Here is a 16,241-nt window from a genome sequence, read left to right as displayed (position 1 = left end):
CCGGCCCGGGGCAGGTCGATGTAGGCACACAACCGATATGTGTCACCGCCTCGATCTCGGGAGACTCTCATGACCACCACCTCGCAATCTGTTCAGCGCACCGACTACGCCGTTGTGTCGAAGCCCGCTCGCATCGCCGGGCTGGTCGTCACCGCACTGGTAGTGCTGTTCCTGCTCTTCGACTCGGTCATCCACCTCATGAACACGTCGCAGGTGAAGGACGCAATGGCCGAACTCGGCTTCGACCCGAGCCTGAACAGGGTCATCGGGGCCGTCCTGCTCGTAAGCCTGGTGCTGTACGTCGTGCCGATCACGTCGATGCTGGGAGCAGTGCTGATCACCGGGTACCTCGGCGGCGCGGTCACGAGCAACATGCTCACCGAACAGCCGATCCTCAGCACCACCCTGTTCCCGATCTACGTCGGGATCTTCGTCTGGGGAGGCCTGTACCTGCGCGACGCCGGCGTCCGGGCCGTTATGCCCCTGCGGCGCGCGTGACCACCACGAACGGACCGACCTCGGTGACCGTGAATCGCGGGTCGTCGAAGAGCTCCTCGGGGAAGGTCACCGTGTAGCGTCGCACGTTCGGGTCGTTCGGATACACGTCCTCGGCCAGGCGCAGTGTGTAGCCCTCGGCGCTCTGCCGGAACACGATGGCGTCGGGGGCTCGCCACGGCAGCTCGTCCCAGGCGGCGATCAGTTCGTCGGCGGACCCGAGTTCGGTCCAGCTCTCGATCGCGGCGGCGCGACCCGCGAAGTCCGCCAGCGGATTCGCGTAGTGCGACGTCAGAGCCTGGAAGCCGAAATACGGGTAGTAGGCAAGGAACGAGGTGTCGGCGGTGAGAACGACCCAGTCGCTGCGTTCCGGCCCGAGCTGGGAGGTGAGCACGTCGTCGACCTCCCCGAAGTACGACGCCGCGCCCGGCGGTCGTTGTTCGGCACGCTCACCGTTGCCGTCGGTGTCGCTGTAGGCGAGGTTGATCTCGTTCGTCAGTACCTGCGGGATGTTCTGCGCGAAGGCCAGCGCACCCAGAGCGCCCACCGCGACCAGGACCCTGCGTACCCGCGGATTGTCGCTGGTGGCCAAGCTGATCCAGCGGGAGAAGTCGACGAACGCGAACGCACCCGCGGCTCCGAGCAGCACCAGCAGGATCACCTCGAGCCGGAACGCCAGCAAGGTGTTGCCCAGGACGGTGAACGCCATCGACGCGAGGTACCAGAGGTAGACGGCGACCACACCGAGCCCGAGGGCCTGCGCCCGCCGCGACGACGTGGCTCTGCCGATCAGCCACACGGTGCCGAGCAGGCACAGCAACCCGACCAGGGAGGCGTGGAACATCGGCAGCGGCAGGCGCGCGCCGGCCTCGGGCAGATAGTGCGTCGCGGTGCCCGAACCGGACGGGGAGTTGCCGCCGAGGACCTCGGCGAGGAACGGTGCCCACACGATCAGCGCGATCAGCATCGCGATGGCGGCGATCGCGGCGAACTTCGTCAGCACGGGAAGGGCGGCACGCCACGACCCTCCGGAGCGTCGCGCCAGGATTGCGGCGGAGACCGCCATCACCGTTACCGCGAACGCCGCGAGCCCCAGATAGAGCGTGTAGAACGTGGCCGCGACACCGAGGAACACGCCTGTTCCGATGGCCGCGCCCCATCCCTGCCGGCCGTGTCCGCGGTCTCCGCCGTCGCTGGGGCTGCGTACCGGCGACAAGGCGCCCCACGCGAGAACGAGAGCGGGCGGGAGCAGCAGCGCGATCACCGCGCCGTACGGCTCCGGAGATCCGTAGGCCAGCACGATGGCGGTCGTGGCCGTCGCCGCGAGCACGGCCAGGTCGGAGCGGACGAGTTCGGACCACAGGACCAGAGCGAGCACCGCCGCGACGGCGATCGACGCGATCGCGTACGGCTTGAATGCCTCCCAGCCGTCCATGCCGAGAACGTTCGCCACCCGTCCGCCGATCCAGAACCACCCCGCGGGGTAGAACGGCGGCAGGTCTGCGTACGTCATGTCGCGCAGGGCCGGACTGTCGGTGAGGCGCGTCAGGAACTCGGTGCGGAACTCCTGGTCGACGGAGATCCCGTGCAGATACAGGCGGGTCGCGGCGAGCGGCATGCCGAGCGTCGCGGTGACCAGGCCGGACAGTGCCGCCCAGGACAGGACCCGCGCGCCCCGCACGAACTTGCGGCGGCGCAGCAGGAAGATCGACAGGCCCAGTGCTGCCAGCGCCGCGACCTGCATCACAGTCGTCACCGCCTGGGTGACGTTCGACGAGTTGAACGCCGGCCACTGCACCCGGCCGAAGGCGAACAACCCGACCGACGACACGAGCACCGCCACGACCACCGCGGCGACCATTGCGCCTGCGGTGGCCGCGATCCGACGGAACGGAGCGACGGGGAGGGCGGGGGAGCTCACGGGCGCGTCGGTCACGATTGCCGAGCTTAGTGAACGCGCGCGGACATACCGGCGGGTGCGGGTTCCGGTGCTCCTCCTACGACTCCTAGATCGGCAGCTTGCGGAAGATCGCGCGCGGGACGTGACGCAGCACCATCATCACGAACCGGAAGGTGCCCGGTGCCCAGACGATCTCCTTGCCCTTGTCGGACGCGGCGACCGCAAGCTTCGCGACGTCCTCCTTGTTCACGGTCAGCGGTGCCTCGTCGACGTGAGCGCTGAACTGGGTGCGCACCTGACCGGGGCGCACCACCGTGACGCGGGGCCCGAACTTCGCCAGCGCTTCGCCGAGGCCGAGGTAGAAGCCGTCGAGTCCGGCCTTCGTGGAGCCGTAGACGAAGTTCGCGCGCTTGACGCGTTCACCGGCCACCGACGACATCGCGATGATGCGCCCGAAGCCCTGGGCCTTCATCTTCTGGCCGATCAGCACGCCCACCGAGACGGCGGCGGTGTAGTTGACACCCACGACCTGCACGGCTTTGCGCTGGTCCTGCCAGAGCGTCTCGGCGTCGGCGTCGAGGCCGAACGCGACGATCGCCACGTCGACGTCGCCGCCACTCCATGCCCGGTCGATGACCGCGGGGTGGCCGGCGGTGTCGAGCGCATCGAAGTCGATGAGCTCGACCGATGTGGCGCCGGCGGCTTTCGCCTGGCTCACGGCGTCTTCGCGGCGGGAGTCGCCGGGCAGCGCCGCGAGGATCACGCGGGCGGGAGCCTTGCGCAGGTACTCCTCGACAATCGCCAGGCCGATCTCGGAGGTGCCACCGAGCAGCAGCAGGGTCTGGGGGTTACCCACGGCGTTGATCATCAGTGCAGTTCCAACCTTCTGGACATATCGGAAGCGAAGACATTGGTGGGGTCGACCGAGCGGCGCACCTTGAGCCACTCGTCGATGCGCGGGTACATCGCGTGGAACGTCTCGGCAGACGTGCGCGAATCCTTCGCGGTGTAGAGGCGACCGCCGAATTCGAGGACCCGCTTGTCGAGTTCGCGAACGAACTCGTTGAGGCCGTCCTTGATCGGGAAGTCCACGCAGACGTTCCACCCCTTCATGGGGAAGCTCAGCGGCGCCTTGTTGCCCTCACCGAAAAGCTTGAACACGTTGAGGAACGAGTAGTGCCCCGATTTCTGGATGTCGCGGATGATCTTCTTGAATTCCTCGACGGCCTCGGGCGGCACCACGAACTGGTACTGCAGGAATCCCTTGGATCCGTACGCCCGGTTCCACTCACCGAACAGGTCGAGCGGGTGGTAGAACTGCGTCAGATTCTGGATCTGGCCGGTCGCGTTCTTGGTCTTGCGGTAGTACAGCTCGCCGACGATCGAGAAGTCGAACTTGTTCGCCAGACCGTTCGGGAAGACGTCGGGGAACGTCAGCAGCGTCGACCCCGAGAAGCGCAGCGGATCCTTCTGCAACTTCTTCGGCAACTGGTCGAGCGTGGCGAGGGAACCGCGCGACACCGCGGCGCGCCCGAGCTTGGGCGGCGCGGAGATCGCGTCGAACCACGCGCTCGAGTAGTCGTAATTCTCCTCCGAACCGTCGCTGTGCAGCGCGATGGTCTCGTCGAGGCTCTCGGTGCGCGCACTGTCGGCGATGAAGTACGCCGTCTCGGTCGGCGTCATCTCGATGGTCGCGCGAAGGATGATGCCGGTCAGGCCCATGCCGCCGACGGTCGCCCAGAACAACTTGGAGTTGCGGCCGGTGGGGGTGCAGGTGCGGACCTGCCCGTCGGCGGTGAGCAGTTCGAGGGAACGCACATGGTTGCCGAAGCTGCCCGCGCTGTGGTGGTTCTTGCCGTGGATGTCGGAGCCGATGGCGCCACCGACGGTGACCTGGCGCGTTCCCGGCAGGACCGGTACCCACAGGCCGAACGGCAGAGCCGCCCGCATCAGCTGGTCGAGGTCGACACCGCCGTCCACCACGACACGCCGCGAATCGCGGTCGATGCTGTGGATCTTGTTCAGTGCCGTCATGTCGATGACGAGCCCGCCCGCGTTCTGGGCCGGGTCGCCGTACGAGCGGCCGAGACCGCGCGCGATGACGCCACGGCGCAGATGCGCCGGCTTGGACTCGTTGTCTTCCGCGACTCGCGCGACTGCCTGCGCGATCAGTTCGACATCGGGTGTGGTGAGCACCTCTGCGGTGGTCGGCGCGGTGCGCCCCCAGCCGGTCAGGGTGCGGGTCTGGGTGGGGAGAGGCTCACTCGCCTGCTCTGCAGCTGTCGTGGACATCAGGACAAAGGCTACCCGCGTGACCGCACGGCACTGCAAGAGCAGGGTTACCCCCCGTACGGCTTTGTGAGGATCTCCAGGTTGTGACCGTCGGGATCCGACCAGTAGACGCCGCGGCCCCCGTCGCGGGTGTTGATCTCCCTGCTGCGTCGATGCACGGGATCGGCCCAATACTCCAGGTCGCGTGCCCGGATGCGGCCGAGGATCTCGTCGAACTCCTGTTCCCCGACAAGGAAGGCGTAGTGCTGCGATCGGACGGGGTGTGCGTCGGCCATGAAGTCCAGGGAGACGTCGTTGTCCACCTGCACAACGACGAACGGTCCGTATGGGGTCGGCGATGCGACACCGAGGATCTCCGAGAGGAGGACGGCAGATCCCTTCGGGTCGGTCGCGTGGACGATGGTGTGGTTCAGCGCGATGCTCATGTATCCGAGGGTGCAACCTCGACCGGACTCGAGGTCAACTGTCGCTTCGGTCCGGGGCGTTACCCTCGTCTGCGTGCCCGAATTCCATGACCACGTGCAGCCGTTGCCGGAACATCACGCGCCGCTCGCTCCGGAACTGCCGCTGACCGATTCCACGGCCGACGATGCGCTGGGTCTCAAGACGCAACTCGTGCGGTTCGTGCTGACCGGCGGTCTGTCGGCGATCGTCGACTACGGCCTCTACGTGCTGCTCATGGCGCTCGGTGTCACTCGCGACGGCGCGAAGGCGCTGTCGTTCGTCGCCGGCACCACCACCGCGTACCTCATCAACCGCAGGTGGACGTTCAAGGCCGAACCGAGCAAGGTGCGCTTCGCCGCCGTCGTGGCGCTGTACGCCGTGACGTTCGCCGCGCAGGTCGGCATCAACGGGGTGCTCAACGACTCGCTGGGCGACCAGTGGTGGGTCACGCCGTTCGCGTTCGTCGTCGCGCAGGGCACCGCGACCGTCATCAACTTCGGGGTGCAGCGGCTGGTGATCTTCCGCATCCGGTGAACTCGGGTGAGATGTTGCCCGCTGAGCGGGCACTTTCCGACCAAGGTTTCAGCGGCGGCGATCCAGGGCCGCCCGTATCTGCCGGATAACCCCGTCCGGGTCCTCGACCAGCGTGTGCCAGGTGAAACGCAGGACGTGCCACCCGGCATTGACCAGAACGTTCTGCCGCTCGGCATCCCGGCGCTGACGATGCGCGTCGCGGTGCCATGCCCACCCGTCCACTTCGATGGCGACGCGCTCCGCCTCGAAGACCACGTCGATCTCGAACCCGCAGCTCCACGCGTGCGCGCGCCAGCCCGTCAGACCCGCGTCGCGCAGGAGCCGATGCAGGATGCGCTCGGCTTCCGAATGCCCGCCGTCGCCTGCCGAGCACAGCAGGCGTGACGCGGCGCGAGCGCCGTGCCGCCCGGAGTTTCTGCGGTGGACCCGCTGGAGAACGTCGAGCGACGTGTGCCGCTGCAACGCGCGATCCATGAGCACCGACCCGCTCGGCATCTCGGTTGCGGCTTCGAGCACGGTGAGCGGCAACGCAGTCACAGGCAGGCTCCGGACCACCACGGTGTCCTTCCAGTGCAGGTCCCGTCGTCGCACGCGGGTCGATCGCGTGCACGACCGTATCCGGTGGTGGGGGACGGTCACGTAGTGGCGGGCGGGTGGGTGATCGAGCAGTCCGTGCCACCACGCGGCGCTCGGGCCCCACGCGACCGCCTCGGCTCCGGCTCCGTACACCGCCGCACGCAGTTCGACGCCCGCGGTGCGCTCGCGGTCGGAACGCAGGTAGACGCCGGGTACGAGGGTGACCCATTCACCTGTCGCGACGGTCCGGCTCACCGACGTCGAACTCATGCCGCATCGGAGTGCCTGGGTGCGGGTGATCACGCCGTCCTGTTGGGCCATGACGGCGTGGATCTCTGTGCGGTTCATGTCTCGTTCGACGCGGCGTGCCGGCGGGAGGTTCCCGTACTCCTCGTCTTTGGTCGGACAGTGCCCGCTAGCCGGGCACTGTCCCACCCAGGTTTTCAGAACTCGGGAAGCAGCCCGGCCGACCGTGCGTCGGCAAGCGTGGGGGCGGCGCGGTCCTTGGCCGACAACTCGTACTCGAGCGGGGCGCCGTCCCTGCCCACGGCCGGCCAGTCGATACCGATCTCCGAGTCGAGCGGATGCACCTCGTGCTCCCGCTCCGGGGTGTACGGCGTCGAGCACAGGTACACCACGGTCGAGTTGTCTTCCAGGGCAAGAAAACCGTGTCCCAATCCCTCGGACAGGAAGATCGCCCGACGGTCGGTCGTGTCGAGCAGTACCGAATCCCACTGCCCGAATGTCGGCGACCCGACACGCAGGTCCACCACGACATCGAGCACCGAACCCGACACGCACGTGACGTACTTCGCTTGTCCCGGTGGCACATCCGCGTAGTGGATACCCCTCAACACCCCGGCCGCCGAGACCGAGCAGTTCGCCTGCGCCAACTCCAGCGACCGCCCGGTCGCCTCACGGAAGGTGGACTGCTTGAACCATTCGAGGAACAGTCCCCGTTCGTCACCGAATGTGGCCGGCGTGATTTCCCACGCCCCGGCGATCTTCAGTTCGCGATACTGCATCCCCTAGAAATCCCTTCCTCGTTCCAGCAGGTCGAGCAGATATCTCCCGTACCCGGATTTCGCCAAGGGCTCGGCCAGGGCACGTAATTCGTCGTCGGTGACGAATCCGCGCCGCCACGCCACTTCTTCGGGAGCGCCGATCTTCAGACCCTGCCGTTGTTCGATCGTGCGAACGTAGTTCGACGCGTCGAGCAGCGAATCGAACGTGCCGGTGTCGAGCCACGCCGTACCGCGCGGCAGCACCTCGACCTGCAACTTCCCGGCCTCGAGATACGTGCGGTTGACGTCGGTGATCTCGTATTCCCCGCGCGCGGACGGTCTCAGCCCGCGCGCGATCTCGACGACGTCGTTGTCGTAGAAGTACAGTCCCGGCACCGCGTACGGCGACTTCGGGTCGACGGGTTTCTCCTCGAGCGACAGCGCGCGACCCGCGGAATCGAACTCGATCACCCCGTAGGCGGAGGGATCGGACACCCGGTAGGCGAACACCGCGCCTCCGTCGATGTCGGCGAACCGGATGAGCTGGCTGCCCAGGCCGGGGCCGTAGAAAATGTTGTCCCCCAGAACCAATGCCACCGATTCGGTACCGATGTGATCGGCACCGAGCACGAAGGCCTGTGCCAGACCGTCCGGGTGTTCCTGCACGGCGTAGGTCAGCTCGATCCCGAACCGCGACCCGTCGCCGAGCAGTCGCCGGAACTGGTCGAGGTCGTGCGGAGTGGTGATGACGAGGATCTCCCGGATGCCCGCCAGCATCAGCGTCGAGAGGGGGTAATAGATCATCGGCTTGTCGTAGACGGGCGTGAGCTGCTTGCTGATGCCCAAGGTGATGGGATGCAGTCGCGAACCGGTCCCGCCGGCCAGGATGATTCCGCGCATGCGGGCAAGTGTTCCACGTCCGCGGAGATGCCAGGCAGATGTCGGTAGGGTTTGGCGTCATGAGGCTGCTCGTCACCGGCGGCGCCGGATTCATCGGCGCGAACTTCGTCCACCGGACTGTCGCCGACCGCCCGGACGTCGACGTGACGGTCCTGGACAAACTCACCTACGCCGGCAACCGGGCGTCACTCGACCCCGTCGCCGGGAAGATCACCTTCGTGCACGGCGACATCGCCGATCCCGAACTCGTCGACCGTCTCGTCGCGAACGCCGACCTGGTGGTGCACTTCGCCGCCGAGTCGCACAACGACAACTCGCTGGCCGACCCGACCCCGTTCGTGCACACCAACCTCGTCGGCACGTTCACGCTGCTCGAAGCCGTGCGCCGATACGACGTGCGTTATCACCACATCTCCACCGACGAGGTCTACGGCGATCTCGCGCTCGACGACCCGGCGAAGTTCACCGAGGCAACCCCCTACAACCCGTCGAGCCCGTATTCGTCGACCAAGGCCGGCTCCGACCTGCTGGTGCGCGCGTGGGTGCGCTCGTTCGGCTTGCGGGCGACGATCTCGAACTGCTCGAACAACTACGGGCCGTATCAGCATGTGGAGAAGTTCATTCCGCGGCAGATCACCAATGTCCTGACCGGGGTGCGGCCGAAGCTGTACGGCAGCGGTGCCAACGTGCGCGACTGGATTCACGTCGACGACCACAACAGTGCGGTGTGGACGGTCATCGACAAGGGCCGGATCGGGGAGACGTATCTGATCGGGGCGGACGGCGAAACCGACAACCGCACGGTCGTCGAGACCGTGCTAGAACTGTGCGGCATGGACCCGGAGGCGTTCGATTTCGTCACCGACCGGCCGGGGCACGACCTGCGCTATGCGATCGATGCGACGCGGTTGCGCACGGAGTTGGGGTGGGAGCCGCAGTACCGCGATTTCCGCTCGGGCCTGGCGGCGACGATCGAGTGGTACCGCAGCCACGAGACGTGGTGGATGCCACAGAAAACCGCCACCGAAGCCGCGTACGAACGCAGCGAACGAATCCTCGGCGGTTGAGCGACCTGCGGTTCTTGCATATTCCGGCAAACAGTGTGATCACGACGAAACGCGCTACCTCCGCCCGCATGCCGTAGAGACAGCTATTTGCGCTGCTACTGTCGCATCCGTAACAGGATCGACCACAGCGGGGAGTAGCTCGATGGAGCAGGCAACTGCCGGCGACACGACAGCGATCGACAGCAACGCGGACGCACTGGACAGCGCCCTCACCGAACCCGTACGACGGGATCGGTTGATTGCGCAGCGCGGCGTCTTTGCGTCGCTGTCGCCTCGGGTGCCCGGAAAGATGTACGTCGTCACAAAGGGTGACGCCGCGGCCGACCGTTACGGTCTCCAGCTGGCCGACGGCGCGAGCGCCCACACCAACACGTATTTCGGCAGGTTCCCCGCCAGTTTCTGGCAGCGCTGGACCGACGTGAAGACGGTGAACCTGCAACTGACGTACGGCTGCTCGGGTAGCGCACGATTCGTCGTCCACGCCTCCGACGCCAAGGGCCGTGAACGGATCGTCTCGGTCGAGACGGTGTCCGGATCGGGAGAACTCGACCTCGAGGTGCCGATCGAGCGCTTCGTCGACGGCGGCGCGATCTGGTTCGCCGCCGAGGCCAGCAACGGCTCACTGCTCGTCTCCGACGCCCGCTGGACGGTTGCGGCGCCCGAGCACCTGCGTCCGGCCGCGGTCGTGATCTGCACGTTCAATCGCGCGGACGACTGCACCGTGACCGTGGGCACTCTCGCCTCCGACGACGGGGCGATGGCCGACATCGACGCGGTGTGCATCGTGGACCAGGGCACCGACCAGGTGCGGTCGCGTCCCGCGTTCGGTGAGGTCGCCGAGAAACTCGGCGACAAGCTCATCTACCTGACCCAGCCCAATCTCGGCGGCGCCGGCGGTTTCTCCCGAGGCATGTACGAGATCACCGGGTCACCCAACTCGGCGCACGCCAACGTCATCGTCATGGACGACGACATCCTGTGCGAGCCGGAGTCGGTGCTGCGCCTGAACGCGTTCGCGAACATGACGGTGCAACCGACGATCGTCGGTGCCCAGATGCTGTCCCTGAGCAACCCCCAGGTCCTCCACGTCAGCGCCGAGCGCGAGGTGCTCGACGAGATCAAAGCCGGTGAGCTGACCCCGGGCGCCAAGATGGGCGTCGACCTGATCAAGAAGAAGCAGGATCCTCGCTTCGACGCCGGCTGGAACGGCTGGTGGACGTGTCTGCTTCCCGCCGAGATCATCGCCGACTGCGGGCTGCCGATTCCGCTGTTCTTCCAGTGGGACGACATCGAGTACGGCATCCGCGCGCGTTTCGCCGGGCACCCCACGGTCACGCTGCCGAACGCGGGCGTGTGGCACGCCGACTTCTACCTCAAGGACTACGACGACTGGGCGCGCTACTTCAGCATCCGCAACGGTCTCGTCGTCTCGGCGATCTACGGGCGTTTCGACGGACCCGACATCTCCAAGTACCTGTTCCGCAAGATCGGCGAACTCATCGTTTCGATGCAGTACGGTCTGGCCGCCACGTTCATCAAGGCGGCGGAGGACTTCCTCGCCGGCCCCGATTTCCTGTACGACGGTGGTCAGTCGGTCCTGAAGGAACTGCGCGAACTGCGCGACCGCTACCCGGAGACCAAGCCGCTGCCCGCGTCGCAGGTGGGCAAGGAATCCGATCCGCATACGCAGATGTCGGTGTGGGACTTCGAGCCGGACAAGAAGCGTGAGGGGCTCGTGCTCCTCAAGCGCGCGGTGCAGCAGCTCGCGGGCAAGGTGGACCGTCGTCCCGTCACCGTTCCCGCGGATTACGCGGACTGGTGGCACGTCTCGCTGTTCGACGGCGCCGTGGTCACCGACGCGTCGCAGAACGCGGTGCGGGTGCGTCGCCGCGACAAGGACACGGCGATGGATCTCACCAAGCGGGCCGCGAAGGTGTGCTGGCAGCTCCGCAAGGAAGCTCCCCGGATGAAGACGGTGTGGCAGGAAGCGATGCCGAAGCTCACGAGCCGCGAGAACTGGGCGCGGCTGTACGGCATCGACGACTGACCGATGAGGGCTTGGCCGCTCCCTCTGCTGTTCGGGGGAGTGACCGTGCTCGTCGGCGCCGCTTTTTCCTGGGTTCCGTCGTTCTGGTGGGACGAGGCAGCAACGATCTCGGCCGCTGATCGGCCCTTCGGCGATCTGCTCGAGCTGCTCGCCGATTGGGACGCGGTCCACGGCCTGTACTACATCCTGATGCACGGTTGGTTCGCGCTCGTGGGCACCGGTGAATTCACCGCGCGGCTGCCCGGCGTGCTTGCCCTCGGTGTCGGGGCCGCAGCCGTCACCGCGACCGCGCAGATGCTGGCGGGACGGCGTGCCGCGGTGGCGGCCGGGGTGCTGTTCGCGTTCCTTCCGCGGGTGACGTGGGCGGCCACCGAAGCCCGCTCCTACGCGTTCGCCGTCGGCTGCGCGGCAGTGTTGTCGCTGGTCCTCGTGCTGGCGCTGCGGACCCACCGGGCACGCTGGTGGGTGCTGTACGCGATCGTGGCGGCACTCGCGACGATGTTCTTCGTCTATACCGCGACTCTCCTGGTCGCACACGCGGTGACGATGTGGGCGCTCACGCGCGGCCTCGACTCTCGTCGACGCGACCGGGCCGGTTTCGTGCTCGCCGCCACCGCGGGAGTCGCGCTGTCGCTGCCCTTCCTCGTGCTGGCTTATTCGCAGGTGCGGCAGGTGTCGTGGATCCCGGAGCTCGACGAGACGGTCATCAGCACGATCCTCGTCGAGCAGTGGTTCCCGGCGGCGCCGTGGGCGGTGCTGGTGTGCTGGACCGTCGCGCTGGTGGGGACGGTCGTCGCAGCAGTGCGGGGCGTCGAACCGGGCGAGCGGACATTGCTGTGGCTCGCGCTGCCGGGCTTTCTCGTGCCCATGGCGCTGTTGCTGGCGTATTCGGTGTTGGCGAGCAACATGTACCTGGACCGGTATCTCGCCTTCACGGTGCCGGCGGTGACGCTGTTTTTGGGGTGGGCGGTCAGCCGCGCCGCGACGCGATGGTGGTCGCTGCTCGCAGTGCTCGTCGCGGTGGCGCTCGCGGTGGCACCCGCCTACCTGACGCAACGACAGCCGTTCGGCAAGGCGGGCGGCATGGACTACAGCGTGGTCGCGGATCGGCTGGAGGAGGTGTCCCGGCCGGGCGACTGCGTGGCGTTCGAGCCGAAGGTGTCGTGGCAGCCGACGTCACCGCGGGCGGTCGCCGACGCTCGCCCCGAAGCGTTCGAGGATCTCGTGGACGTGGGGCTGGATGAGACCGCTGCCGATCGGGTGAGCTTGTGGTCGTCCGACGTAGCGCCCCCGGTGCTGGCCGATCGGGCAGCCGCGCAATGCACGAGGTTGTGGGTGATCGCGGACCGGGACCGCGGCACGCCGTTCACGGTGTGGCATCCGAACGACGTGTGGTGGCGGTTCGACCGCTACCGGTTCACCGACACCGAGACGTACCGGGCGCTCTCCGAAGCCGGGTTCACGATCACCGACCAGGAATTCGTCAACCGGTTGCAGCTCATCGAACTCGAGCCGGCTCAGACCCAGTAGGCGACGCGCGACCGGTAGTTGCGCATGGTGACCAGGGCGAGTCCCCACCCGAGCACCGTGATGATCAGCACGATCACCCAGTGGTAGAGCTGCTGGTCGCCGCCGAGGAGAGGCGTCCGCACGATGTCGAGGAAGTGGTACAGCGGGTTGATCTCCGCGATCCGCGCCCGGTCTTCGTTGCCGGTGCCCGCGAGGGATTTCTCCGTCCAGATGATCGGCGTCATGAAGAACAGCAACTGCACGAGGCTGCCGAGCAGTGGTGCGATGTCGCGGTAGCGGGTGGAGAGGATGCCGAAGACGAGCGAGATCCATACCGCGTTGATCGCGATCAGTGCGAGGGCCGGGATGGCCGCAAGCGCGGTCCAGCTCAGGTGCTGCGGGAAGACGATGAAAATCCCGATGTAAATCACGATGTTGTGCGCGAACAAGATCATCTGACGCCACACGAGGCGGTAGACGTGCACGCTCAGCGGGGTCGGGAGCTGCTTGATCAGCCCCTCGTTGGACATGAAGACGTCCGCACCCTCGATGATCGACCCCTGGATCAGGTTCCAGATGATGAAGCCGAGCGCGACGTACGGCAGGAACTCCGCGATGTCGAGGTTGAACAGTGTGCCGTACAGCAGACCCATCGCGATCGTCGAGACGCCGGTCGCGATGGTGATCCAGAACGGCCCGAGGACGGACCGGCGGTAGCGCTGCTTGATGTCCTGCCAGCCGAGCAGCAGCCACAACTCACGATGGTTGAAGCCGTCGCGCAGATCCTGGAACGCGCGCCGGAACGTCCGAGAAGACTTTCCCAGCGGTTCGTCGACATGGGTGGGTGCAGACACAAGGCCCGAGCCTACCCGCGCGGAAATCCGCCCCGACCATGTGTGGGCCGGATTCGTCGTTCGGGTCTCCTGCCGGCGCGAGCGTGCCGTGCCTCACGACGTGGGGAACTCGTAGGCTCGACACGGATCGTTTCGTACGAGCAGGAGAATGATGGCAACGAACCCGGCAGCATCGAAACAGAACTTCGAGGAGCTTCGGCGCGACGAGGACCTGTACGAGATGTCCCTCGACCTGCTCGCCTATTACCTGGACACCGCGTTCGAGGATGCGGCAGCCGGCGAGGTCGAGCGATGGACGGTGAGTTGCCTTCCCGGTTCCGGCGGCGCCGCGCCGCTGTTCTCGCTGGCTATCGGATCGACCGAAGTCCTCCGGCTCGACAAACCGACAAGGGGCGCCGACGGATCGGTGACCTGCCTCGCGTCCGTCGCCGTCTCGCGCTCGGCACTCGAGGACGAAGCAGGTACGTCGCTCGGCGCCGTGAAAAAAGCTCTTTCCGCCGTGCGCTTCCTTCCCGACGAGTCCGACGCATCGGACGCCGTCGTCGTGGTGGTGGACCTGTTCGACGACTCGTCTCTCGGTGCATTCGAAGAACTCTCCGGAAGCGGCCGCCCGATTCGCCGGCTGGCGGACCAACTCGAGGGGATGGAATCGGACGACCACCACAACACGTGGCTCGCCCGGGCCGCCCTCGACCGCATCGCGAGTGCCCCGGCCGACGAGGCAGTCTGACCTTCAGATGGAATCCACGCGCTGAACGGGGATCAGCGCGCGAAACTACACGCGTCGATCCCCGTCCACCGCGCCGATCACGTCACGCGGTCACGTACAGCGCGTCGATCTCCGCCGCATATTTGGCGTCGATCGGCTTGCGCTTGAGCTTCATCGTGGGCGTCAGTTCGTCGCCCGACGGCTCCCACACCGTCGACAGCACGGTGTACTTCTTGATCTGCTCGACACGCGACAGTTTGGTGTTCGCCTCTTTCACCGACTGCTCGATCTCGGCGAGGACGGCGGGGTGCTGCGCGAGTTCTTCGTGCGACCCGCTGAGCCCGTGCTGCTCCGCGAAGAGGGGGAGTGCGTCGGGATCGAGGGCGAGCAGCGCGACGATGTACGGCCGATCGTTGCCGATGACGACGGCGCCGCCGAGCATCGGGCACGCGGCCCGCAGCGCGCCTTCGATATTGGTGGGGGACATGTTCTTGCCCGCCGCGTTGACGATGAGTTCCTTCTTGCGGTCGATGAGCGTCACGTAACCGTCTTCGTCGATCCGAGCGATGTCGCCGGTGTGCAGCCAGCCGTCGGGATCGACGGCTTCCGCGGTCTTGACCGGGTCGTTGCGGTATCCCCGCATGATGAGCGGGCCGCGGACAAGGAGCTCTCCGTCGTCGGCGGTCTTGATCTCGACGCCGGGGACGGCTTGGCCGACGGTGCCGATCCGGATTTTTCCGGGCCGGTTCATGGTCACCACGCAGGATGTCTCCGACATACCCCACACTTCGGAACACGGGATGCCGAGCGCCAGCACGAACTCGAGTACTTCGGGTGAGATCGCGGCGGCGCCCGTCACAGCAGCGCGTACCTGGTCGAGACCGAGTTTCTTGCGTACGGCCGACAGCACCAGTTTGTCGGCGAGCGCGTGCTGCAACTCGAGGGCCTTCGGCACAGGCTTGCCCTCGGACTGCAATCGAGCGACCTTCCGCCCCACCTCGATCGCCCAGAACGCGAGCCTCTTCTTCACCGGGCTGGATTCTTCGGCGAGGGTCTTGTCGATTGCTGCCTTCACCTTGTACCAGACCTGCGGGACCGCACCGAACAGCGTCGGTCGCACGCTCGGCAGCACCGCGATGGCCTTCTTGAGGTCGTCGAGCGTGGTGATCTGCATGCCGCTGTAGATGCTCGAGTAGTGCGAGCCCCAGCGGTTCGCGATGTGCGCGTCGGGCAGGTACGACACGATGCGGTCGTCGGGTCCGGTGGGCAGGAAAGTCGTGGTGGCAGCGAGTTCGGCGAGAAGGTTGGCGTGGGTGAGTTCCACGCCCTTCGGCGGCCCGGTGGTGCCCGAGGTGTAGATGAGCGTGAGCAGGTCGGAGGGCTGAACGGCCTTCCATGCGGCCTCGAAGTCGAACGACTCGTCGGCGGCGGCCTCGACGTCCTCGAGGGAGAGGGTGCCGTCGGGCTTCGCGTCTATACACACCAGGTGCTCGACCTTCGTGTCGCCGATCGCCTGTTGCAGCACGGGAACGAACTGCTCCTCGCAGATCATCACCCGGTTGCCGGCGTTACCGAGCACGTAGGTGATCTGCTCGGCGGTCAGCGAGTTGTAGATCGAGAAAGGTACCGCGCCGAGATGGAAGGCGGCGGTGTCGACGAGATGGAATTCGGGGCGGTTCGTCAGCATGATGCCGACCGTGTCGCCGTGCCGGACGCCGAGACCGGCGAGACCGGCGGCCAGGGCACGAACCTTCTCCGAGTACTCCCGCCACGTGTAGTGAACGGAATCGTCCGGAGTTCGCAGCGCGACGTGGTCGGGATACGCGGCGGCGGTGGATTGAAAAGCTTCGCAGAGTGTTGACGGTGAGTCGAGACGAGATGTCATCGCAGGCTCCCAGAGACGGTGGGGG

Annotated in this window: 15 protein-coding genes; 6 read left to right on the top strand and 9 right to left on the bottom strand. The window is 66.6% G+C overall.

What is annotated here, in order from left to right:
• Positions 1-69: 69 nt before the first annotated feature.
• The gene (locus ACLQ3J_RS10905) at positions 70-498 is read left to right on the top strand and encodes a DoxX family protein (RefSeq protein ID WP_425903223.1); all 429 of its coding nucleotides are present in this window, start codon (positions 70-72) and stop codon (positions 496-498) included.
• Here the strand turns inward: ACLQ3J_RS10905 and ACLQ3J_RS10900 are convergent.
• The 4 genes from ACLQ3J_RS10900 to ACLQ3J_RS10885 form a co-directional block, all read right to left on the bottom strand.
• On the bottom strand, positions 476-2,356 hold the full coding sequence (locus tag ACLQ3J_RS10900) for a galactan 5-O-arabinofuranosyltransferase (protein ID WP_425903522.1): 1,881 nt from the start codon (positions 2,354-2,356) through the stop codon (positions 476-478). The genes ACLQ3J_RS10905 and ACLQ3J_RS10900 overlap by 23 nt on opposite strands.
• A 145-nt stretch (positions 2,357-2,501) precedes the next feature.
• Positions 2,502-3,263, bottom strand: coding sequence for a decaprenylphospho-beta-D-erythro-pentofuranosid-2-ulose 2-reductase (locus ACLQ3J_RS10895; RefSeq protein WP_296550622.1), 762 nt, complete (start codon positions 3,261-3,263; stop codon positions 2,502-2,504).
• Positions 3,263-4,687, bottom strand: a complete 1,425-nt coding sequence (locus ACLQ3J_RS10890; RefSeq protein ID WP_169620766.1) for an FAD-binding oxidoreductase — start codon at positions 4,685-4,687, stop codon at positions 3,263-3,265. Before ACLQ3J_RS10890 ends, ACLQ3J_RS10895 begins: the two co-directional genes overlap by 1 nt.
• Before the next feature lie 47 nt (positions 4,688-4,734).
• Positions 4,735-5,112 carry a VOC family protein gene (locus tag ACLQ3J_RS10885; protein WP_425903222.1) on the bottom strand — a complete coding sequence of 126 codons (378 nt, stop codon included), beginning with the start codon at positions 5,110-5,112 and terminating at the stop codon, positions 4,735-4,737.
• On the opposite strand from ACLQ3J_RS10885, the gene ACLQ3J_RS10880 reads away from it, so the two are divergent.
• A complete protein-coding gene (locus ACLQ3J_RS10880; protein ID WP_425903521.1) occupies positions 5,111-5,665 on the top strand; it encodes a GtrA family protein in 555 nt (184 codons plus the stop codon). The two genes, ACLQ3J_RS10885 and ACLQ3J_RS10880, sit on opposite strands and share 2 nt — an antisense overlap.
• A 48-nt stretch (positions 5,666-5,713) precedes the next feature.
• On the opposite strand, the gene ACLQ3J_RS10875 is transcribed toward ACLQ3J_RS10880, so the two are convergent.
• From ACLQ3J_RS10875 to rfbA, 3 genes are all read right to left on the bottom strand, one after another.
• Complete coding sequence (locus tag ACLQ3J_RS10875) at positions 5,714-6,589, bottom strand: DUF559 domain-containing protein (RefSeq protein WP_425903221.1); 876 nt, start codon at positions 6,587-6,589, stop codon at positions 5,714-5,716.
• Between the two features lie 95 nt (positions 6,590-6,684).
• The gene (gene rfbC, locus ACLQ3J_RS10870; protein WP_425903220.1) at positions 6,685-7,266 is read right to left on the bottom strand and encodes a dTDP-4-dehydrorhamnose 3,5-epimerase; all 582 of its coding nucleotides are present in this window, start codon (positions 7,264-7,266) and stop codon (positions 6,685-6,687) included.
• Positions 7,267-7,269: 3 nt separating this feature from the next.
• On the bottom strand, positions 7,270-8,145 hold the full coding sequence (gene rfbA, locus ACLQ3J_RS10865; protein ID WP_296550617.1) for a glucose-1-phosphate thymidylyltransferase RfbA: 876 nt from the start codon (positions 8,143-8,145) through the stop codon (positions 7,270-7,272).
• A 59-nt stretch (positions 8,146-8,204) separates the two neighbouring features.
• On the opposite strand from rfbA, the gene rfbB reads away from it, so the two are divergent.
• The 3 genes from rfbB to ACLQ3J_RS10850 all read left to right on the top strand — a co-directional run bounded on the left by rfbB (position 8,205) and on the right by ACLQ3J_RS10850 (position 12,789).
• Positions 8,205-9,212 (top strand): dTDP-glucose 4,6-dehydratase, encoded by a 1,008-nt coding sequence (rfbB, locus tag ACLQ3J_RS10860; protein WP_169620761.1) that lies wholly within the window; start codon positions 8,205-8,207, stop codon positions 9,210-9,212.
• Between the two features lie 142 nt (positions 9,213-9,354).
• Entirely contained in the window at positions 9,355-11,259 is a 1,905-nt protein-coding gene (locus ACLQ3J_RS10855; protein ID WP_425903217.1) for a glycosyltransferase, read from the top strand.
• A gap of 3 nt (positions 11,260-11,262) precedes the next feature.
• A complete protein-coding gene (locus tag ACLQ3J_RS10850; protein ID WP_425903215.1) occupies positions 11,263-12,789 on the top strand; it encodes a glycosyltransferase family 39 protein in 1,527 nt (508 codons plus the stop codon).
• Here ACLQ3J_RS10850 and ACLQ3J_RS10845 read toward each other — a convergent pair.
• Positions 12,777-13,622: a galactan export ABC transporter permease subunit Wzm/RfbD gene (locus tag ACLQ3J_RS10845; RefSeq protein WP_169620758.1), complete on the bottom strand. Its 846-nt coding sequence runs from the start codon at positions 13,620-13,622 to the stop codon at positions 12,777-12,779. The two genes, ACLQ3J_RS10850 and ACLQ3J_RS10845, sit on opposite strands and share 13 nt — an antisense overlap.
• A gap of 151 nt (positions 13,623-13,773) precedes the next feature.
• Here ACLQ3J_RS10845 and ACLQ3J_RS10840 point away from each other — a divergent pair, with 151 nt between their 5' ends.
• Positions 13,774-14,352, top strand: coding sequence for a hypothetical protein (locus ACLQ3J_RS10840; RefSeq protein WP_425903213.1), 579 nt, complete (start codon positions 13,774-13,776; stop codon positions 14,350-14,352).
• Positions 14,353-14,434: 82 nt separating this feature from the next.
• On the opposite strand, the gene ACLQ3J_RS10835 is transcribed toward ACLQ3J_RS10840, so the two are convergent.
• Positions 14,435-16,216: an AMP-dependent synthetase/ligase gene (locus ACLQ3J_RS10835; RefSeq protein ID WP_425903211.1), complete on the bottom strand. Its 1,782-nt coding sequence runs from the start codon at positions 16,214-16,216 to the stop codon at positions 14,435-14,437.
• Positions 16,217-16,241 lie beyond the last annotated feature (25 nt).

The sequence above is a fragment of the Rhodococcus sp. DT1 genome (genome assembly GCF_049844875.1).
Classification (GTDB): Bacteria; Actinomycetota; Actinomycetes; order Mycobacteriales; family Mycobacteriaceae; genus Rhodococcus.
The sequence above is the reverse complement of the archived record's forward strand: the minus strand, read 5'-3'. Positions and strand labels throughout refer to the sequence as shown.